At 46.1% G+C, this 20,325-nt stretch carries 16 protein-coding genes; 5 read left to right on the top strand and 11 right to left on the bottom strand.

Going from position 1 to position 20,325, the window contains the following annotated elements; genetic code table 11:
• Positions 1–66 precede the first annotated feature (66 nt).
• Positions 67–537, bottom strand: a complete 471-nt coding sequence (locus tag L3C95_RS31405) for a hypothetical protein (RefSeq protein WP_236394539.1) — start codon at positions 535–537, stop codon at positions 67–69.
• Positions 538–853: 316 nt separating this feature from the next.
• On the opposite strand from L3C95_RS31405, the gene L3C95_RS31400 reads away from it, so the two are divergent.
• Together L3C95_RS31400 and L3C95_RS31395 are read left to right on the top strand one after the other, a co-directional pair.
• Positions 854–1,630 (top strand): ABC transporter permease, encoded by a 777-nt coding sequence (locus tag L3C95_RS31400; RefSeq protein WP_236394537.1) that lies wholly within the window; start codon positions 854–856, stop codon positions 1,628–1,630.
• Positions 1,579–1,932 carry an ABC transporter permease gene (locus tag L3C95_RS31395; protein WP_236394535.1) on the top strand — a complete coding sequence of 118 codons (354 nt, stop codon included), beginning with the start codon at positions 1,579–1,581 and terminating at the stop codon, positions 1,930–1,932. Before L3C95_RS31400 ends, L3C95_RS31395 begins: the two co-directional genes overlap by 52 nt.
• A 154-nt stretch (positions 1,933–2,086) precedes the next feature.
• Here the strand turns inward: L3C95_RS31395 and L3C95_RS31390 are convergent, their stop codons facing one another.
• The 10 genes from L3C95_RS31390 to L3C95_RS31350 all read right to left on the bottom strand — a co-directional run bounded on the left by L3C95_RS31390 (position 2,087) and on the right by L3C95_RS31350 (position 12,134).
• A complete protein-coding gene (locus L3C95_RS31390) occupies positions 2,087–2,806 on the bottom strand; it encodes a GNAT family N-acetyltransferase (RefSeq protein WP_236394533.1) in 720 nt (239 codons plus the stop codon).
• Between the two features lie 105 nt (positions 2,807–2,911).
• Positions 2,912–3,517 carry a Crp/Fnr family transcriptional regulator gene (locus L3C95_RS31385; protein ID WP_236394531.1) on the bottom strand — a complete coding sequence of 202 codons (606 nt, stop codon included), beginning with the start codon at positions 3,515–3,517 and terminating at the stop codon, positions 2,912–2,914.
• Positions 3,518–3,589: 72 nt separating this feature from the next.
• On the bottom strand, positions 3,590–5,287 hold the full coding sequence (locus L3C95_RS31380; RefSeq protein WP_236394529.1) for an ATP-binding protein: 1,698 nt from the start codon (positions 5,285–5,287) through the stop codon (positions 3,590–3,592).
• Position 5,288: 1 nt separating this feature from the next.
• A complete protein-coding gene (locus tag L3C95_RS31375) occupies positions 5,289–6,413 on the bottom strand; it encodes a sensor protein KdpD (RefSeq protein ID WP_236394527.1) in 1,125 nt (374 codons plus the stop codon).
• 109 nt (positions 6,414–6,522) lie between these two features.
• Positions 6,523–7,113, bottom strand: a complete 591-nt coding sequence (locus L3C95_RS31370; protein ID WP_236394526.1) for an N-acetyltransferase — start codon at positions 7,111–7,113, stop codon at positions 6,523–6,525.
• Between the two features lie 11 nt (positions 7,114–7,124).
• Positions 7,125–7,688, bottom strand: coding sequence for a K(+)-transporting ATPase subunit C (locus L3C95_RS31365; RefSeq protein ID WP_236394524.1), 564 nt, complete (start codon positions 7,686–7,688; stop codon positions 7,125–7,127).
• Positions 7,689–7,708: 20 nt separating this feature from the next.
• Positions 7,709–9,763, bottom strand: coding sequence for a potassium-transporting ATPase subunit KdpB (gene kdpB, locus L3C95_RS31360; RefSeq protein WP_236394522.1), 2,055 nt, complete (start codon positions 9,761–9,763; stop codon positions 7,709–7,711).
• A gap of 83 nt (positions 9,764–9,846) precedes the next feature.
• Complete coding sequence (kdpA, locus tag L3C95_RS31355; RefSeq protein ID WP_236394520.1) at positions 9,847–11,559, bottom strand: potassium-transporting ATPase subunit KdpA; 1,713 nt, start codon at positions 11,557–11,559, stop codon at positions 9,847–9,849.
• 17 nt (positions 11,560–11,576) lie between these two features.
• Positions 11,577–11,654 carry a K(+)-transporting ATPase subunit F gene (kdpF, locus tag L3C95_RS35310; protein WP_410683809.1) on the bottom strand — a complete coding sequence of 26 codons (78 nt, stop codon included), beginning with the start codon at positions 11,652–11,654 and terminating at the stop codon, positions 11,577–11,579.
• A gap of 120 nt (positions 11,655–11,774) precedes the next feature.
• The gene (locus tag L3C95_RS31350) at positions 11,775–12,134 is read right to left on the bottom strand and encodes a hypothetical protein (protein WP_236394518.1); all 360 of its coding nucleotides are present in this window, start codon (positions 12,132–12,134) and stop codon (positions 11,775–11,777) included.
• 323 nt (positions 12,135–12,457) lie between these two features.
• Here L3C95_RS31350 and L3C95_RS31345 point away from each other — a divergent pair, with 323 nt between their 5' ends.
• The 3 genes from L3C95_RS31345 to L3C95_RS31335 all read left to right on the top strand — a co-directional run.
• Positions 12,458–13,258, top strand: coding sequence for a DUF1223 domain-containing protein (locus L3C95_RS31345; RefSeq protein WP_236394516.1), 801 nt, complete (start codon positions 12,458–12,460; stop codon positions 13,256–13,258).
• An 87-nt stretch (positions 13,259–13,345) separates the two neighbouring features.
• Positions 13,346–13,792, top strand: coding sequence for an Ohr family peroxiredoxin (locus L3C95_RS31340; RefSeq protein WP_236394514.1), 447 nt, complete (start codon positions 13,346–13,348; stop codon positions 13,790–13,792).
• A 733-nt stretch (positions 13,793–14,525) separates the two neighbouring features.
• The coding region (locus L3C95_RS31335) for a beta strand repeat-containing protein (protein ID WP_236394513.1) at positions 14,526–20,325 on the top strand (5,800 nt) is incomplete at its 3' end.

Below are 20,325 nucleotides of genomic sequence, written 5' to 3'. Positions count from 1 at the left end.
AGTAATTTTTTAGCCCCCTGGTGTTTGTGTTAAAACATCAGGGGGCTAAATTATATTTATTGAATACTAGTTTTTAGGAGAAAGATCTTCATCAATTATAGACTGATCTGAAAATGTTTTGATACAATTCCGGATATGCGCTTCACTTGTATTCAAGCCTAGCAGCTCTATTGTGTATTCGCGGGGATGGGTTTTCAGCGTCAGGACCAGCGATAAAGTCGTCATATTATCATTGGGACTTTCCACTATTTTATATCCCTTAATATTTTCCCAGGGAATTATCTTTTTCTTATGTGTTATACCATCGGGAGAAAATATTATCACGGCCTTATTATCAAACACACTATATAAACAAAAAGCTGCGACGCACACAAAAAACAGGATAAAGAGGCCGGCAGCAATCGGATTTTCGTGTAGCTGAATTTTTGTTTCTTCATATGATCCGACAAAAAAACTGGCGACGAGTCCAGTAAATAGAATTGAGAGGACGATGTATAAGGTCTTTGATTTCTTAATTGTAATATTGCCAGATGCCATAGGTTAGAAAAATTAGAATGGTATAAAAGTACAGATAATATGTAAAAGATAATTGTATTGGTATTGATAATTAATATTTTGGAGAGTGAAAGCGCTGAATACATCGGGGCAGCAGAGATAAATGCAAAGAACACCCGAACGTTGAATGTTTTTATTAAGGGATTGTGATAGCCTGTACCAAAACCGAACACCTACCCGGTAATACTGAACATATCTAACAATATTTAATAACTAACCATTTGCTACTTATATCGATCTCCCCTTGGCATACCCCTTGCGCCCCACAACCCGAACGCAATCCAAAACGGATCATCCCATGATAAAGAACCACCTAAAGATCGCCTGGCGCAGTCTGCTGTCCACCAAACGTTTTTCTTTCATCAATATTTCCGGCCTGGCCGTAGGTATGGCGGCAGCTGGTCTGGTATTTCTGTGGCTCCGGAATGAGATCAGCTTTGACAAGTTTCATGAGAATAAAGACCGGCTGTACGAAGTATATGGCCTGGCATCTTCTGATGGGAAACAGATAGCTATCAATCAGACGGAACAACCTTTGGCGCCGGCTTTAAAGAAAGATTTTGGTGAAGTAGAGCGTACGACCCGTTTTGCGGACATCAGCAGTTTCCTGCTGACTGCCGGTGATAAACGTTTTACAGGTGTCAACGGCGGATTTGTAGATCCTGCCTTCCTGCAGATGTTTAGTTTCCCCCTTGCCGCTACAACAAACAAAGAGCCGTTACATAATATCAATTCCATCGTTATTACAGAAGGGTTGGCAAAGAAACTGTTTGGAAATGAGAATGCCCTGAATAAAGTGATTAAGATCGATTCGGTTGATTACTTCCAGGTAACAGCGGTATTAGAGCAGCTGCCGTCAAATACCCGTTTTGACTTTGAGTATCTGCTGCCATGGGATTACCTGCACAAGATAGGGTGGAGTATCCCAATTATCCGTTCAACTACCAGTTTACAGATCAGCAATACGCTAAGATGTTTGACGCAGAACAACGCACGCAGTCGCTGGCCGGATTATCCGCAGCATTGGCGATTTCCATTTCCTGCCTGGGATTGCTTGGATTGTCGGCATATGTAGCTGAACGCCGTGTGAAAGAAATCGGTGTGCGTAAAGCGTTGGGCGCCTCAGTTCTCAATATTACAGGATTGCTGACATTTGATTTCATGAAGCTGGTAATAGCCGCCATTGCGATAGCCATTCCTATTGGCTGGTGGGCCATGAATACCTGGCTGGAACATTTTGAATATAAGATCACGATTAACTGGCTGGTGTTTGTCTTCTCCGGATTACTGGCGGTTAGTATCACGTTGCTGACGGTGAGTTATGAGGTGATCCGGGCAGCTATGGTTGATCCGGTGAAGAGTTTAAAGCGGGAATAAGTTGTAAGGGGAATTGTTTGTTCAGATTGCGCCCTCCGTTGCTTCATATCTGCACAAACAATTCCTCCTTCGGCTTGCTGAATTTCTTCCTCACCGAAGCCGGATCATCAGTATGCCGATAACCAATTGCCGATGTTTGATGAGTTCCATGCTTTTACTTATTGGACGGTAATACATAATGTGTGAACAGGAAATCCTCCCTAAATCCCATTCTAGCATAAATACCCTTTCCCATAGCGGAGGCCTGCAACACACAATGGGAAGCATTACTGTCCATCGCTATATCGATCAGCATTTTCATAATCTCTTCTGCGTATCCCTGTCTGCGTACTTCAGGTATGATGCCAACGGAATGGATACCCGCTATGCCATCCTCAATATGCAACAGAGCCGTTCCGATGAGGGTGTTTTCAAGAAAGACCAGGTAGAACGGCACTTTTTCGCAGGAATGGGATACTACATCCTCGTGTATCCGGTAACCAAATGGAACAGCAAAGGTGTCTACCCATTGTTTAGCCTGCTCCTGGTTTGCTACGCGTAGCAACCGAAGCCTTTTCTCATATACAGGTCTTTCCTTCAGCTGGAGAGACATAGCCGTTTGTTCGAATCGCTGCTCCAATCCCCTGGACAGAAACAGATTGTGATTATCCTCCCAGCACGAGATCTTCAGGCTTTCTTTGCCATTACGCATTTCGTTGATAGCGTCGTCCAGTACTTCCGGCGTGTAATTCCATGACCATAACCTGTTAGGCCAGTCAGAAAAGGGAAGATAGCAGTAGCTATAATTCTGCTTGTTATAGTTCGTATTAAAAGGCGTATTTACCGTCGTCCATAAGGAAAGGATGTTCTCAATGTTTTTTTCTTTCAGATTCATAGCACGCTTTGAAATAACAATCTAAGTATAATAATAATACTCAGGTCACACAAAGGTGAAGAATCCAGATTAAATACGCCTTTACATATGTTGATTGAGGGGATTTTATTTCAGTTCCTTCCGGATCCTGCTTAATTGAGTGGGAGTGATACCGAGATGAGCTGCTATTTCCCGCAAGGGCACTCGTTTGTCGATATCTGGCGATTTTGCCAGCAGTTTTAGATATCGTGTGGATGCTGTTTCAGTAACGATGGATATTTCTCTCTGCTCTTTGTCTATGATCCATTGTTTTTCAAGATAGCCGATGTAGAAGTTCTTTAAATTATCATGTTGATAGATCAGTTTTCTGTATGCTGCATAATCAAAGGTGATCAATATACAGTCTTCCAGGGTCTGCAATGTAAATTCTGAAGGAGTTTTACGTAAGAGGGAAACAGCAGAACCAACCAGATCTCCTTCTGTAAAAAGGTTCTTGTTATAGGAAACGCCGGTCTCGCTGATGAAATAGGCTTTTATCACACCTTTACATAACAGATGGATATTGCGTGCTATTTGTCCCTGGCTTACAATGATGGCGTCCTTTGGATAATGCTCAAAGGAGAGAATATCAGTCAGGTAGTCAAATGATTCTTCTGTAATGTCGGGATCAATTGCCCGAAAAGCATTTTTGAGCAGTTGAATGTATTGATCTTCGTCTGTTATTTCATTCATCAGCGGCAAATATAATACTTTATACCTGCTGGTTTTTATGGCCTGGATAATGTGCTGTCAGACCCCGGATGATCATGCCTGATACACTGGCAGGCTGAAACCAAACGTACTACCTTCCCCGAGTTTACTATCCACCCAGATCTTTCCGCCCTGAGCTTCTATGAACTCCCGGGATATAGACAATCCCAGTCCTGTACCCACTTTTTCCGGCGTACCGGGCACTTTAAAATAGCGGTCAAAAATGCGGGAGAGATACTTTTCTTCGATGCCTCTGCCATGATCGCAGACGGAGAACTCGATGTTGTTGTCTTTAAGCGAAGTAGTGAGCTCTATCTCAGCATCTTCGGGAGAGTATTTGACCGCATTGGTCAGGAAGTTGGTCAATACCCAGGCAGTTTTCTCCGGATCGGTCATTATTTTATGCCCGTTCGTATTGTTATTGATCCGGATGGCAATGTTCTTTTGCTGCGCCAGCGCGCTGACGGTATTGGTGGCATTATCGATGATGATGTCCGGAGAAACGGGCTCAATCTTCAGCTGAATATGTCCTGTCTCCACCTGGCTCATATTGAGCAGCTCACTGGTGATCTTAAGCAGACGGTCGGCATCGTCAGTGATACTTTTTACCAGTTCTTCCTGCTCCCTGTTGACATCACCTATGCGGGCATCTGTCAGTAGCTGGGCGCTCATCTTGATGGACGCAATGGGCGTTTTCAACTCATGAGAGATAGTAGCGATGAAGTTGGTCTTAGCCTCATTAAGCTCATGGAAAGGAGTAATATTACGCAGTACGATCACCTGTCCGACGAGTTTATCAGCATTTGTCACGTTGAGGATATCCAGGTGAAAATAACTTTCCTTTCCGTCTGCGTATATTTTGAGTTCCTTATCGCGACTGTCCTGTTTCAGGAGACTGCGCATCAGATCATTGTTAAGCGCAATATCGGGGGCATATTTACCCCTGATCTCAGCTTCCTGCAGGCCAAGCAGCTTTTCGGCTACCTTGTTGAGGAAGAGCAGATTTCTGTTCTCATCCAGTCCGATAATGCCATCATTCATCTGGTTGATGATGGTGTCGATACGGCTCTTTTCAAATTTGATCTTTGCGAGGTTACTATGTTCATACTCGTCGAGCTTTTCCGCCATGCTGTTAAAGGCTTGTGCCAATTCCCCGAATTCATCATGTTGTGAGATGCGGATGCGTTTGGAGTAGTCCTTATTCACGATGGCCTTGATACCTTCTGAAAGCGCGTTGACGGGCTCACTGATAATACCCGGAAAGTTAACTGCCAGTGTAAAGGCGATGAGAGCCAGAAAGCCGAAGATGAACATGGTATAGTTGCTGAAACGCCTGGCATTCTTTTCGGCTACTGTGTTCTTCCGTTGGATGGCCTCCTGATTGGCAGTATTGATCTTATAGATCTCCCGGCGGATAATGGTCTGCAGGGAATCGTTGGAAGGATCACTTTTTAACAGTTCGAAGGTATTCCTGACGGCCGCAGTGGCGCGGCCTTCTCCGGGTTCCGTGATATTGGCTTCCTGTTTTGCAAGATTGGTTTCAAACTCAGGGAATACGCTGGCATCAAAGGGCTCACGGTCCATCAAAGTCAGCATATTATTACTGTACACCAGTGTTTCGTAGTTATCTTCCAGGATAAGACGAGCGTCATTCTTAAGCTGGTATATGGAGAAGATCCCCAGGATACCGGAAATGAGAATGGCTACAAATAAAAATCCAATGCCTATACTTAGTTTCGTCTTTAGACGCATGTCACGAAAGAATTATAATGTCAATGTCCGATTCTGACAACTTGCCCAGCAGCTGTGAGAACACGGCTGTATTCATCAGCATGCCCATTACGTTAAGATGTGGCTTTCCGATGCAGATCGTGGTGATCTTTTTCTCTTCGGCCGTCTGCATGATACTTTTAGCAATATTAGTACTTTTTACCTTTATCACTTCTCCACCCAGTTCCATCACCAGTTTAAAGTTATTGATCAGATGTCGCTGGGCCGCCAGTCCGATCCTGTCGCCATCTTCCCTCGGCGTCTGTACATACAGCACATACCATTTCGACTGATAATAAGCCGATAGCCGGGCCGTTTTACGGATCACTTTCTTTGCTATGAGATGGTTGCTGCTAATGCATGCCAGGAAGCGCTCATTTCTTGCCTGGGCACTTCGTGGCAGCGATGAATCTATTTTACGTTCTACCTGGGTAGCTACTTCTTTCAGCGCCAGCTCTCTTAACTGGAGTATCCGTTCCGGCTGAAAGAAGTTTTTCATAGCCACGGCTATCTTGTCAGCAGTATAGATCTTGCCTTCCTTCAGACGTGTGATCAGCTCATCCGCCGTGAGGTCAATATTTACTACTTCATCGGCCTGTTGCAGTACCAGGTCGGGGATGCGTTCTGCAACATCCACACCGGTAATGCCCTTCACCTCGTCCTGTAAGCCTTCTATATGCTGGATATTGACCGCGCTGATAACGTTAATGCCCGCTTCCAGTATCTCCATTACATCCTGCCAGCGTTTTTCGTTCTTGCTGCCTTCTATGTTGGTGTGCGCCAGTTCGTCAATGACCACCACTTCCGGATGAAGATTCAAAACTGCCTGCATGTCCAGTTCTTCCAGGGCTTTCCCTTTGTAGAACAGTTCCCTGCGGGGAATAACAGGTAAGCCGTCCAGCAGGGCATGTGTTTCAGCCCGGTTATGGGTTTCTATGTAGGCAATCCTGATATCCACGCCGTTGCGCAGCAGGGTTCTGGCCTCCTGGAGCATGCGGTAAGTCTTACCTACACCGGCGCTCATACCGATGTATATCTTGAACTTTCCCCGTCTCGACTGGCGGATCAGGTCGAGGAAATGTTGCGCATTATTTTCTTTTTCAGTCATAGGCTTAATATTCAAAAACTCACGCTCCGTCTAAACTCAGGCAGGGCTTCTCTGAAGAAGCGCCCGTAGCTTAGTACGGAGGAAGTGAGATGAATCCGGTTACGGAAGATCAGTACACACCGGCTAGAAGCTGTGCTTCCCTTTCTTCGGCTTTTTGTAAGGCAGGAGGCGTATAAAGCATTGCCGTACAAAGACAGTTCCGGCACCCTTTCTTCTGCAGGATATTAAAGTTAACACAACTCCTGCATCCCTTCCAGAATTCCGGGTCCCTGGTTATTTCATTAAAGGTGACTGGTAAAAACCCTAATTTGCTGTTCATACGCATAATAGCCAGTCCGCTTGTAATACTGAACAGTTTTGCTGTGGGGTATTTTTCCCGCGACAGCTGAAAGATCCTTTTCTTGATGCGGGAGGCGACTCCTAGTCCGCGGAAACCTGGATTAACGATCATTCCTGAGTTAGAAACAAACTCTCCGTTACTCCAGGATTCAATGTAAGAGAACCCTACCCAGATCTTATTTACGGTCAGCGCTATCACTGCCTTTCCTTCCCTTATCTTTTTCATGATAGCGGTAACAGAACGTTTGCTGATACCGGTACCTTTTGCTTTGGCGGATGCTTCCATTTCTGCTGTGATTGTTGCAGCGTATTTACAATCTGAAAGCACCGCCTTTCTGACAATCACTCTGTCGTTGTCCATTTCGGATAGTTTTATTTTAATATATCCAGGGCTATATTCAGTTTAAGCACATTCACTTTGGAAGGTCCGGCGATACCCAGCAGCGGACGTTCGGTATGATCAGACACCAGTGCCATCAGCTTCGTTTCGGAAAGATGACGTACTGCCGCGATACGTTTTACCTGTATCAGGGCGGCAGCAGGAGAGATGTCCGGATCCAGGCCACTACCGGAAGCCGTAACCAGTTCCGCAGGGATATCTTCTTTTTTTACACCGGGATTGTGTACCAGGAAGGTATCGATGCGTTCCTGCACAGTTTTCTTGTAGTCAGGATTGGACGCTGCCTTGTTGGAACCTCCGGATCCGGCAGCATTATAGTTCACGGCAGATGGGCGGCCGTTGAAATATTTATCTTCTGTAAAACGTTGACCTATGTTTTCATACCCCACTACTTTACCGTTTACAGCAACTGTTTTACCTTTCCCTTGTCCCGGGGCTGCTTTGGATATTGCAGCTATCAGAGAGGGATAAAGCACCGCCAGAACGAGTACCATAAAAAGGGTCAGTTTTACAGAAGGCCATATATACTTTCTCATTGTTGTTTTTTTATTGGTAATTACATGAATAAGGTCAGGAACAGATCAATGATCTTGATTCCTATGAAAGGGATAATAACGCCGCCAAAACCATAGATGAGCAGGTTCCTGCGCAACAACGCGCTGGCGCCGATCGGTTTGTAGGCAACACCTCTCAGTGCCAGTGGTATCAATGCTGGGATGATCAGTGCATTGAAGATTACGGCCGAAAGGATAGCGCTCTCCGGAGACGCCAGGTGCATAATATTGAGCCCCTGTAAAGCCGGAATAGCGGTTACAAATAATGCCGGAACAATGGCAAAGTATTTTGCCACGTCGTTGGCGATGGAAAAAGTAGTGAGAGTACCACGTGTCATCAGTAACTGTTTACCGATTTCCACGATCTCAATCAGTTTAGTGGGGTCGTTGTCGAGGTCCACCATATTGCCCGCTTCTTTAGCCGCCTGAGTACCGCTGTTCATTGCTACACCTACGTCGGCCTGTGCCAGTGCTGGTGCATCGTTGGTCCCGTCTCCCATCATGGCTACCAGTTTACCGCCTTCCTGTTCCTTACGGATATAGATCATTTTATCTTCAGGTTTGGCTTCAGCAATGAAGTCGTCCACACCAGCCTTTTCAGCGATATATTTTGCTGTAAGCGGGTTGTCGCCGGTCACCATTACTGTCTTCACACCCATTCTGCGCAGGCGTTCGAAACGTTCACGTATACCGGGTTTGATGATATCCTGTAGCTCGATCACCCCGATCACTGTTTCGTTACGGCTTACCACCAATGGCGTACCACCATTCGAAGAGATCTCTTTTACCTTTTCTTCTGTTTCCGCAGGGAATGGATGACCAGCTTTCTGTACGATATTACGGATAGCATCATAAGCGCCTTTACGGATACGGAGCCCGTTGAGATTGAGTCCGCTGCTACGTGTTTCTGCGGTGAACTCAATAAAGGTGGCTTCTTCCGCGCTGGGCGGCGTAACCTTTATGCCTTTCTCTGCGGCCAGTTCCACAATAGATTTGCCTTCAGGCGTTTCATCTGCCATAGAGGCCAGTGCGCAGGCTTCGAAGAACTCCTTCTTGCCGATGCCAATGGCAGGCCAGAAGTGTGTGGCCTTACGGTTACCGATAGTGATGGTACCTGTTTTGTCGAGCAACAGCGTATCAAGGTCGCCGGCAGTTTCAACCGCTTTACCGCTTTTCGTGATGACGTTGGCTCTCAGTGCACGGTCCATGCCTGCGATACCGATCGCACTGAGCAGCCCGCCAATAGTGGTAGGTATAAGGCATACAAACAGGGACACAAAAGCCGCGATGGTGATAGGTGTGTTGGCATAGTCACCAAAAGGCTTTAAGGTTACGCAAACGATGGTGAAGACCAGTGTAAAGCTTGCCAGCAATATGGTAAGGGCAATTTCGTTAGGTGTTTTCTGGCGACTGGCGCCTTCGACGAGCGCTATCATTTTATCCAGGAAGCTTTCACCCGGATCGGTCGTTACACGTACCCTGATCCTGTCGCTCAATACTTTCGTACCGCCTGTTACGGATGATTTGTCACCGCCGGATTCACGGATCACCGGCGCAGATTCGCCGGTGATAGCCGATTCGTCGATGGTAGCCAGCCCCTGCACGATTTCACCGTCCATCGGTATCATATCACCGGCTTCGCAGATAAAGAAATCGCCTTTACGTAACTGTGAAGAAGGTACGATCTTAATCTCGTTGGTATATACTTCACCCACTGCAAACACCTTCTTGGCAGGCGTTTCTTCCCTTGTTTTACGAAGGCTTTCGGCCTGCGCCTTACCTCTTGCTTCAGCAATCGCCTCCGCGAAGTTGGCAAAGAGAAGGGTCAGCAGCAGGATGATAAACACGGCGAGGTTGTATCCGAAGGAGCCCTGTGAGGCATCTCCGGTAATAGCGGTATACAGTGTAACAACCAGCATGATAGCTGTTCCGATCTCCACGGTGAACATCACCGGGTTACGGAACAGGATCTTTGGTGAGAGTTTGACAAAGGCCTGCTTTAAGGCGCCGCTCACCAGTGCCGGTTCAAAAAGTTTATTATGATTGCGTTCAGACATATAATTCAGATTTTGCGAACAAGGTGGTCATAGGATAGTAACCAGATGACGATTTAGACTTAGGATAGTAACAAATGGCTTTATCAGTAGGATTGGAAATATTCTGCTATAGGTCCCAGGGTCAGTGCAGGGAAGAAAGCCAGTGCTGCAATGATCATGATCACAGCGTAGGTCATGATACCGAATGTAGCGGTATCGGTCTGCAGCGTGCCTGCCGATTCAGGGATATATTTCTTCTTAGCCAGGATACCTGCAATGGCAACCGGACCGATGATTGGAATAAAGCGGCCGAGTATCATGATAACACCCGTACTGATGTTCCAGAAGATATTGTTGTCTGCTAAACCTTCAAAGCCGGAGCCGTTGTTGGCAGAAGAAGATGTAAACTCATAGAGCATTTCCGAGAATCCATGATTGGACGGATTGTTGAACCATGCGGATGGTTGTACGGACCATGCTATCTGCGGATGATGTGCAGCAAAGTACGCTGACAACGCAGTACCGACCAGTATCAGGAAGGGGTGGAAGAGCGCAATGATAGCTGCGATCTTCATCTCACGTGCTTCAACTTTACGGCCCATGAATTCAGGCGTACGTCCTACCATCAGTCCGGAAATGAATACCGCGATGATGAGGAAGATAAAGTAGTTGAGTAAACCTACGCCTTTACCTCCATAGAAACAGTTTGTCATCATACCTAATAGCTGCATAGTGCCCGACATAGGCATGGAACTATCATGCATAGAGTTCACAGAACCTGTAGAGATGATGGTGGTCATCACCTGCCAGTAGGCCGAAGCCGGTACGCCTATGCGTACTTCTTTACCTTCCATGGCAGTGATGTCTTTCAGGCCCAGATGACCCAGTAGCGGGTTGCCGCTTATTTCGGAGATAAGGTTAGGTATCATAAACGTCAGCATACCCGCGGTCATCACACCAAAGATGACATAGCCGAGTTTCCTCCGGCGGATAAAGAAACCGAAGGCGAAGATCAGCGCCATCGGGAGTATCACCTGGGCAACGATCTCCACCGTGTTGGTAAAGTAGTTCGGATTTTCCAGCGGGTGAGCAGAGTTAGCGCCGAACCATCCACCGCCATTAGTACCAAGGTGTTTAATAGCGATCATACCGGCAGCAGGACCTCTGGACACCTGTACGGAATCGCCCTGCATGGTAACAATACTATCCTTTCCGTCAAAGCTGGCAGGAGTGCCGTTGAACACCAGTATGATAGCCATGACGACGCTCAGCGGAAGCAGTATACGGGTGATCGTTCTTGTGAAGAATACAAAGAAATTGCCCAGTCTTTCCGTTGTCTTTTCGGCAAAGGCCCTGAACAGTACTGCTACTGCGGCAACGCCGGTAGCGGCAGATACGAACTGCAGGAAGGTAATGACAAAGAGCTGTGAAAAATAGGTAAGCCCGGATTCACCTGAATAGTGCTGCAGGTTACAGTTCACCAGGAAGCTGATGGCTGTATTGAAGGCCAGGTCGGGCGTCATATCCGGATTGCCGTCCGGATTGAGCGGCAGATGAGATTGGAATAGCAGGACAAAAAAGGCATAAACCAGCCACACAAGGTTAATAGATAACAAGGCTGCCATGTGCTGCTTCCAGTTCATCTCTTTATGAGGATCTATCCCGCAGATGCGGTAGATAAAACGTTCCACAGGATTGAGGAAGTCGGTGATGGTACGTTCCCCCTGGAATACTTTTGAAATGTATTTACCCAGCGGGAAGGCTATCACCAGTGTTATGATAAAGGTGAGGATAACACCTGTTATTTCGCTGTTCATTATTAATCGGTTTGAGATCAGAATTTTTCAGGTTTCAGGAGAACATACACCAGGTAAATGAATACGAGGATGGATATTGTCAACAGTATTGTCATCATAAATTCAATTATATGTTTTCGAAGAAATCTATTGATTTATAAAAGAGATAAAAGCAAATGAGCATAATGAGCAGATAAAGTGCGATCAGCATATGTCAGTTTTTTTTGAGTGATAGATTATACGCCGGGCTTCAGTACCTGCTGGATGTAGAGGGAAAAGAGCACAGCCGGCATTACCCGCTGTATTTCCAGCCATTCCTGGCGACTGCAGGACATCCTGAAACTGGAGAATGAAAAGATGAAAACATTTTCGATGGCTGTTTTCATCAGCTGGTTACCCCTGTTGTAGATCTTTTCTGCAAGTACCATACAACGTTGTACCTGGCGCAGCTGATGCTGTTGCAACATTCTGGCGGTATAGTTAGCCAATACCTTTACAGAGAGGTATGCGCTGCCAAAAACAGGCGCGCATACTATTTCCTTTTGTATTTCCGGTATTTCATCCGCTATCTGGGCGGCGGCTTCATATTGGTTCATAAAAATCAATTTACGGGGTAGTAAAGGCGAATGGCATGCCCGGTTCTGGCATGAAATGGCAGTTTGGCTGAAAAACCGCCACCGATAAGGGACTATAATTGCTGAGCAGCATCAGGCTGGAAGAAACGCACCCTGAAAACCCTCTCATTTTGAGAAGGGTTTATCAATTTGGATAATATCTGGTCCCCCCGAATATTGGCGACGCCGGTTGTCCGGTTCACCACCTTATTTGTCCGACAGGCGCCATAGCACTATGTGTTGTTCCGGATTAATCGTCCATTTGTACTGTGATTAACAATTATTCAAACGATCAATTCAAACACATGAGACCAGTCAACATAGTAATCATCAGCACAGCTTTAATAGGCCTGCTTGTAGCAATGGCCGCATTTATGGGCATATCAAATGAAAGAATAATGAAAGATGTACAGAAAGCGAAGAATAGCAAAGGTTTTGCCGTTGTTGAGCTGTTCACTTCGGAAGGATGCTCCAGCTGTCCGCCGGCCGATGCGCTGATGGAACGCATTCAGCAGGACAATGAGAATAAAGACATATATATCCTGGCCTTCCACGTCGACTACTGGGATCACCAGGGTTGGAGAGATCGCTTCAGTGATCGCAGATACTCAGAACGACAGCAACAATATGCCGGATGGTTGGGCCTCTCGACTATTTATACGCCGCAGGTGGTGATCAACGGCGAAGGTGAGTTTGTTGGTTCAAATGCAGGTGCTATTGTAAAAGCGATCGCTAATGGTTTGGACGCCGCATCTAAAGACAGTGTAAGCCTTCGGGCAAAGCTTGGACAAGGCAAAATATATATAGAACATGATGTATCCGGTCAGCACAAAGATGCAGCCCTGGTGCTCGCCCTCGTACAGAAAGAAGCACACAGTGATGTTAAGGCTGGTGAGAATACAGGCAGAAAGTTGTCCCATGTACAGATAGTACGGCAGCTGGCATATGTTGACGCCAACAGCAGTAAAGAAGTTGAAATGAAGCTGCCGGAAGGCTTTAATGAAAACGGCTGGGAGTTGATAGGTTTTGTGCAGCAGAATGGAGATGGCCGTATTACCGCAGCTACCAGAACGGGATTTCAGGCATCAACTGATGCGGTTAAATAATGTAACCGGTGAATTTCAGGAAACAGATCAATCAATATAGTTATAACAGTAAACAGTCATAAGAAAAACAAACATAAAAAACAGATCATGGAAAACAACAACAATGGAGTAATCAGCACTCCCAGGATTGAGAAAGTAATATACACAGGTAAGACTCACACGACTGGCGGAAGAGAAGGCAGGGCAAGCAGTTCAGATGGCCGTTTGGATATTCGCTTGTCTTCTCCGGTAAGTACAGATCCGGGAACTAATCCGGAGCAACTATTTGCCGCAGGATGGTCAGCCTGTTTCATGGGAGCGATTGGAATAGCTGCAGCAAAAGCGAAAGTTACTTTGCCTACGGACTTTTATGTTGATGCAGAGGTGGATCTCGGTTTGGTAGGTGTTGCATATTTTCTGCAGGCCCGTCTTAATGTGCATCTACCGGGACTGACTACTGAAGTGGCAACTGCACTTGTTGAAGCAGCACATCAGACATGTCCATATTCTAAAGCCGTTCATGGAAATATAAACGTGGAAACCTACCTGGTCTAAATCGTAGTGTTTCATAGAGTGAGGTATCATATAAATATATGACAAACCGTGAAGTTGAATCAAAGCCATCTCATTTTTGAGATGGCTTTCTCATTTATGAGGTATATGTGCGTTACGGAATTCCGTATTTTTTTCTCTACAGGCGACTTTTTTTGTGAAGCAAAAAATACTGCATACTTACAGATTTAGTGTCGTCGCTTATATTGCCTATCAATTCATTAATGCAGCAATACACTCGAAAAACCTTGATAAATCCACGTTTTAGACAAATAAAAAATAAATGTTATTGTGACATTTAAGTATACTTGTTATAGTATTATTATTTAATATTACATCCGGATTCGACATTAAAAGACACAATTTCTAAGAGAGAACAGTAGCGTTTAGATAACAACACCATTAGTACAGTAGCATTGAAACTAAAAGACACAGTTTCTAAGAGAGAACAATAGTGTTCAGAAAACGGCACTATTAAGTACAGTGACATTTGATGCTAAGAGACATAGTTTCTATAGAGAACGGTAGCGTCCCGGAGAACATAACCATTTAGCATAGTGACATCGAACGGAACAGTGACATTGAGCATAACAGCAGCCGCTGAATGAATCAACGTAACATTTTGAACGGAATTGTAGCATGTGAACTGAATAGTAGCAGAAAACCTGTATTCTATTAAATATTCTATACCCTTGAATTAAAACAAACAGAGCCTATAGTGAAAACTCTACCTATTATGGCGCGCGCGCATCTCATGCGGCTAGGCCTTCTTTTATCATTACTTATCGGCGGTCCCGTATGGGCGACTCCCGAATGTCCGATTGTGACTGCCAGATTTCCGGTGTCAGATGGAACGACAGCCGACAATTCTGCTACGGGCTGGTACCTCGATGCATCAAAGGTTTCCGGCACGGGTTATTTTGCGGTAAAATCAAAACGATTACATGCGCAGGAACTGGGAGGAGAGGGGATCTGGTATTCCAAGGTGTTTTCTACCACAGGCTATACTGATTGGCAGGTAGCTGTGAAGGTCTCATCTGAAGGTGATATGAACAGTTCCGAGTATGTGAAGATCTATTACAAAATAAATGGCGGGGCTGAGATTTTACTTGATCAGCGTACTGGCAATTTCGGTACGATTGATTTTATATCTCCTTTGTTAAATGGCAGTACTGTACAGCTGGTGGTAAAGATCTACAACTATAATAACGGAGGTTCTCAAACATCCAAGTATTATATTGAAGAGTACCGCGTGTTTAAAGAGAAGGGCGCCTGCGCCGGTACTATTCCGGTTTCAGTAAGTGCTGGCAACGGCGGCGTATTGACATGTGCCAATTCATCTATTACGTTATCAGCAGCTTCCAGTGCAACAAATGTCACTTACAGTTGGACCGGACCTAATAATTTTACCTCTACATCGCAAAATCCTTCAGTAAACACTGCGGGTGTTTACACCGTTACAGGAACCAATTCATCTGGTTCCGGTTCTGCTACTGTGACAGTGACTGAGAATAAAGCTGTACCGGATCTTTCTGCAACGGGCGGTACATTAGCCTGTGGTAACAACGTTACGTTGAATGCCAGCTCTTCGGTGAGCAATGCGCAATACAGCTGGACGGGGCCGGGTGGTTATACCAGTACGACGCAGAATCCTACGGTCAGTACGGCGGGTATTTATACCGTGACGGTAAAGAATCCGGCCAATGGGTGTGTGAACTCAAAGTCGGTGGAAGTGAAGTCGGGTACAGCGGCTGCTGTAAATACGTGGGTGGAAGATTTTACATTGTCCAACGGTACAAATGTTGATAATGGCACTACTGCATGGTCGGTTAAAACGACTTCAGGCAGTACCTTTTCCGTAACCGGCAATGAGTTTAAAGTCAGTGGCACCGGCACCAGTGGTGAGGGTGTGTGGACATCGGAATCGATCAATATCACCGGTAAAACGGATGTAAGTATATCTATTAATACCAGGAGTGCTGTCAGTAGTGGTGCTGCTATGAATGAGACGGGCACGTACATGGACTACATCAGGTTCTACTATAAGTTGAATGGTGGCACAGAGGTATTGTTTGCCGAGAAGAAAGCAGCTATCAATAATCACAGCAGTTCCAATTCCACTGTAAGTGTAGCCGGTTTAAGCGGTTCAAGTCTTCAGATTATTGTGAAGTCAAGGGCATCCGGTTCTGATGAATTTTATTATTTCGATCATGTAAAAGTAAAAGCAGTAGACCCTGCTATAACATTGACGACGGCAGTGAGTGGTCCTGTTACCTGTGCGAATAATGCACAGATCACTGTAACACCAGGTGCTACTGTTTCTTCTTATTCCTGGACAGGGCCTAACGGATTTACGTCGACCGTACAGAATCCTGTTGTAGGTTTTGGAGGGGAATATATCGTTTCTGCTACATTGTCTTCAGGATGTTCAGTGTCGGTGCCTGTGATGGTAACAGAAGATAAGGCGGCGCCGGATGTTACAGCAACGGGAGGCGCATTGGCCTGTATGTCAAGCATGACGCTGAATGCGAATTCTTCGGTGCCTAATGTGACATATAGCTGGACTGGTCCTAACAACTTTACCAGTGCTTCGAAGAATCCGACTGTCAGTGCAACGGGTACTTATACTGTTACCGTAAAAAATCCTGTGAACGGATGTACTGCATCAGCATCTGTGGTGGTATCGGCAGGTACATCTTCTGCTCCTGCTGCTTTCTGGCTGGAGGATTTTGCTTTGGAGAATGGTACTACTGTTGATAATGGCAGCACTGCCTGGACGCTGGAAAGTTCAGGTGCTGGTACTATTTCCGTACAGAATAATGAGTTTAAAGTTTCTTATAACGCAGCAGCGGAAGCGAAATGGAGCTCAGATGTAATTGATATTTCCGGTAAGAGTGATGTAGTGATCACTGCAGATCTGCGCAGTGAAACACCGGGAAGTGATCTGTTTGAAGAAGATGACTATATCAGGGTATATTATAGATTGAATGGAGGCGCTGAGGTGCTGGTATTTAGTGATGCGGCCGGTATTGGATCCAGTACCAGTGGTACTGCGAGGATCAGCATCGCTTCTCCTGTATTGAACGGTACTACGCTCCAGGTGATCATCAGGGCAAGGAATTCGAGTAATACTGAGCGATACTACTTCGATAATGTGAAGCTAACAGGCGCTGATAAGGCCGATCCCGATTCTGACCTGACTGCAACGGCGTCTGTATCGGATACGCTTACCTGTACGAAGACTTCAGTAACCTTGTCCGGCGCTTCAAATGCAAGCGGGGTTAGTTACAGCTGGAGTGGTCCGGGTAACTTTACTTCAACAGTACAAAATCCTGCGGTAACAACTGCCGGTAACTATACGCTAACTGTTACGAACCCTTCCACGGGTTGTACGGCGACGGCTACCGTCACCGTTATTGCAAATATTACGGCTCCGATCGCATCAGCGGGTGTAAGTGGTCCGTTGAGTTGTGGCGTGTCCAGCGTTACCTTATCCGGAAGTTCTGAAACTGCCGGTGTAACCTATAGATGGACGGGCCCTAACGGGTTTACGTCTGCCTTACAGCGTCCTGTGGTGAGCGTTACCGGTACCTATACATTGACAGTTACAAATCCTGTGAATGGATGTACGGCTACAGCATCTGTGGTGGTATCCGGAGGTACCTCTTCCGGTCCTGCTGCTTTCTGGCTGGAGGACTTTACTCTGGCGAATGGTACTACTGTAGATAATGGTAGCACAGCCTGGACGCTGGAAAGCAGCGGTGCAGGTACTATCTCGGTACAGAACAGTGAATTTAAAGTTTCTTATAACGCAGCTGCGGAAGCGACATGGCGTTCAGATGTAATTGATATTTCCGGTAAGAGTGATGTGGTGATAACGGCGGACCTGCGGAGTGAAACGCCGGGAAGCAATGATCTATTTGAAGATGATGACTACATCAGGGTATATTACAAATTGAATGGCGGTGATGAAGTGCTGGTATTTGATGACGCGGCGGGCATTGGTTCGAGTACCAGTGGTACCGCCAGGATCAGCATCGCTTCCGGCACATTGAACGGTGGTAGCATCCAGGTGATCATCAGGGCAAGGAACTCAAGTAATACTGAACGATACTATTTCGACAATGTGAAACTGACGGGTGCTGACAGATCAACTTCTGCTATAACTGCAACAGCAGCGGTGTCTGATACACTTACCTGTGCTGCCACTTCCGTGAACCTGTCCGGCGCGTCAAATGCAAGCGGGGTTAGTTACAGCTGGAGTGGTCCGGGTAACTTTACATCAGCAGCGCAGAATCCTGCAGTGACCACTGCGGGTAATTATATATTGACTGTGACTAATGCTTTGGGTTGTACCGCGAAGGATACTGTCACCGTTATTGCGAATACTGCGGTACCGACAGCATCTGCAGGTGTAAGTGGTCCGCTGAGTTGTGCAGCTTCCAGCGTTACCTTGTCTGCAAGTTCTGAAACGGCGGGTGTGACTTACGGCTGGACTGGTCCGAATGGGTTTACGTCTGCATTGCAGCATCCTGTGGTGAGTGTTGCAGGTAACTATATATTGACAGTGACGGATCCTGCGAATGGTTGTAAGAATACGGCGACTGCTACTGTAACCAGCCTGGGATCTACCGTTGCTACGCTGTGGTTGGAGGACTTTACCCTGAACAATGGAACGACTGTAGATAATGGCAGTACGGCATGGTCTGTACAGAATCCTTCCGGCAGCACTTTTGCCGTATCTAACAATGAGTTCAGAATCAGTGGCCAGGGTACAAATAGTGAAAGTGTATGGACGTCGGGCGTGATTGACATTAGTGGAAAGACAGGCGTTGGTATCTCTGCTAATGCGAGAAGTTCGGTAACAGGCGATGCTGTGATGAATGAGTCAGGTACGTACGCAGATTATCTTCGTTTCTATTATAAATTGAATGGCGGGGCAGAGGTGTTGTATGCAGAGCGGAAATCGGATATTAATGGCCATTCAAGTACCTATACTTATATATCAGTAGCTGGTTTGAGTGGTAACAGTCTTCAGCTGGTGATCAGGACCAGGGTTACAGGTACCGATGAATTCTACTATGTAGATAATGTGAAGGTGACTGGTACTCCGACCGGTACGCTCACTGCCAATGCATCAGTAAGTGACACGGTCACATGTGCTGTTCCTTCCGTGACGCTGATGGGTAGTTCAAATACAAATGGTGTAACTTATAGCTGGAGTGGTCCTTCAGGGTTTACTTCTAATTTGCAGACACCTGCGGTAACGATGGGCGGTAATTATATACTGACTGTTACGAATGCCTCAACAGGGTGTACTGCAAGGGATACCGTGACTGTTATTCAGGACATTTTCGCGCCGGGAGCAACTGCTGAGGTGAGCGGTCCGCTGACCTGTGCGTCTCCTGTAGTTGTATTGACTGGTAATTCCGCTACACCAGGTGTGAATTATAGTTGGTCTGGCCCAGGTAATTTCTCATCTGCATTGCAGCGCCCGGGAGTAAGTGTAGCGGGAACGTATATATTGACTGTGAGAAATCCTGTAAATGGTTGTACAAGTACGGCTTCTGTTACGGTACAGCAAAGTATAGATAAGCCAAATCTGACGGTAACGCAGCCAGCGGTGCTGACTTGTGCGAATACCTCAGTAAATTTAACGGCTTCTTCTTCGACAGCTAATGCAACAATAACATGGTCTGGTTTTGCTACCGGCCAGAGCTCAGTGAGTGTAAATGCACCTGGTAAGTATTATGTAATCGCTACTGCTGTAAATGGTTGTACTACTAAGGACAGCGTAACGGTGACTCAGAACATTGCTAAACCGAACCTGACAATTGCCACGCCGCAGGTATTGACTTGTAATGTAACAAGTGTAAACTTAACTGCATCTTCAACTACTGCTAATACTACGTTCACATGGGCTGGTAGAACAGCCGGTCAGAACCCGATCAGTGTGACTGCACCGGGTAAATACTATGTGACGGCAACAACAGCTATTGGTTGTTCTACTATCGATAGTGTAATTGTAGCTCAGGATATCAATAAACCAAACCTGACCATCGCTACACCACAGGTATTGACTTGTGATAGAACCAGTGTGAGCCTGACGGCATCATCTACTACGGCTAATACCACCTTCACATGGACAGGTAGAACAGCAGGTCAGAACCCGATCAGTGTGACTGCACCTGGTAAGTACTATGTGACCGCAACAACTGCCAATGGTTGTTCAACTATAGATAGTGTAACTGTAGCTCAGGATATCAATAAACCAAACCTGACGATTGCTACACCACAGGTGCTGACTTGTGATAGGACTAGCGTCAACTTAACGGCATCATCTACTACGGCTAATACCACCTTCACATGGACAGGTAGCACAGCAGGTCAGAATCCGATCAGCGTTACCGCACCTGGTAAGTACTTTGTAACAGCAACTACAGCTAATGGTTGTTCTACTAAGGACAGTGTAACTGTAGCTCAGGATATCAATAAACCAAACCTGACCATCGCCACACCTCCGGTCCTGACTTGTG

The organism is Chitinophaga filiformis (assembly GCF_021646545.1).
Classification (GTDB): Bacteria; Bacteroidota; Bacteroidia; order Chitinophagales; family Chitinophagaceae; genus Chitinophaga; species Chitinophaga filiformis_A.
This window is presented reverse-complemented; position numbering and strand designations above follow the sequence as displayed.

Excerpts from the sequence above, each read along its gene's own strand:
- kdpF (WP_410683809.1), bottom strand. The coding sequence starts at position 11,654 with ATGACAATACTGTTGACAATATCCATCCTCGTATTCATTTACCTGGTG.
- L3C95_RS31345 (WP_236394516.1), top strand. The coding sequence starts at position 12,458 with ATGAGACCAGTCAACATAGTAATCATCAGCACAGCTTTAATAGGCCTG.
- L3C95_RS31405 (WP_236394539.1), bottom strand. The coding sequence starts at position 537 with ATGGCATCTGGCAATATTACAATTAAGAAATCAAAGACCTTATACATC.
- L3C95_RS31385 (WP_236394531.1), bottom strand. The coding sequence starts at position 3,517 with ATGAATGAAATAACAGACGAAGATCAATACATTCAACTGCTCAAAAAT.
- L3C95_RS31350 (WP_236394518.1), bottom strand. The coding sequence starts at position 12,134 with ATGAACCAATATGAAGCCGCCGCCCAGATAGCGGATGAAATACCGGAA.
- L3C95_RS31400 (WP_236394537.1), top strand. The coding sequence starts at position 854 with ATGATAAAGAACCACCTAAAGATCGCCTGGCGCAGTCTGCTGTCCACC.
- L3C95_RS31390 (WP_236394533.1), bottom strand. The coding sequence starts at position 2,806 with ATGAATCTGAAAGAAAAAAACATTGAGAACATCCTTTCCTTATGGACG.
- L3C95_RS31380 (WP_236394529.1), bottom strand. The coding sequence starts at position 5,287 with ATGCGTCTAAAGACGAAACTAAGTATAGGCATTGGATTTTTATTTGTA.
- kdpA (WP_236394520.1), bottom strand. The coding sequence starts at position 11,559 with ATGAACAGCGAAATAACAGGTGTTATCCTCACCTTTATCATAACACTG.
- L3C95_RS31370 (WP_236394526.1), bottom strand. The coding sequence starts at position 7,113 with ATGGACAACGACAGAGTGATTGTCAGAAAGGCGGTGCTTTCAGATTGT.
- L3C95_RS31375 (WP_236394527.1), bottom strand. The coding sequence starts at position 6,413 with ATGACTGAAAAAGAAAATAATGCGCAACATTTCCTCGACCTGATCCGC.
- kdpB (WP_236394522.1), bottom strand. The coding sequence starts at position 9,763 with ATGTCTGAACGCAATCATAATAAACTTTTTGAACCGGCACTGGTGAGC.
- L3C95_RS31340 (WP_236394514.1), top strand. The coding sequence starts at position 13,346 with ATGGAAAACAACAACAATGGAGTAATCAGCACTCCCAGGATTGAGAAA.
- L3C95_RS31365 (WP_236394524.1), bottom strand. The coding sequence starts at position 7,688 with ATGAGAAAGTATATATGGCCTTCTGTAAAACTGACCCTTTTTATGGTA.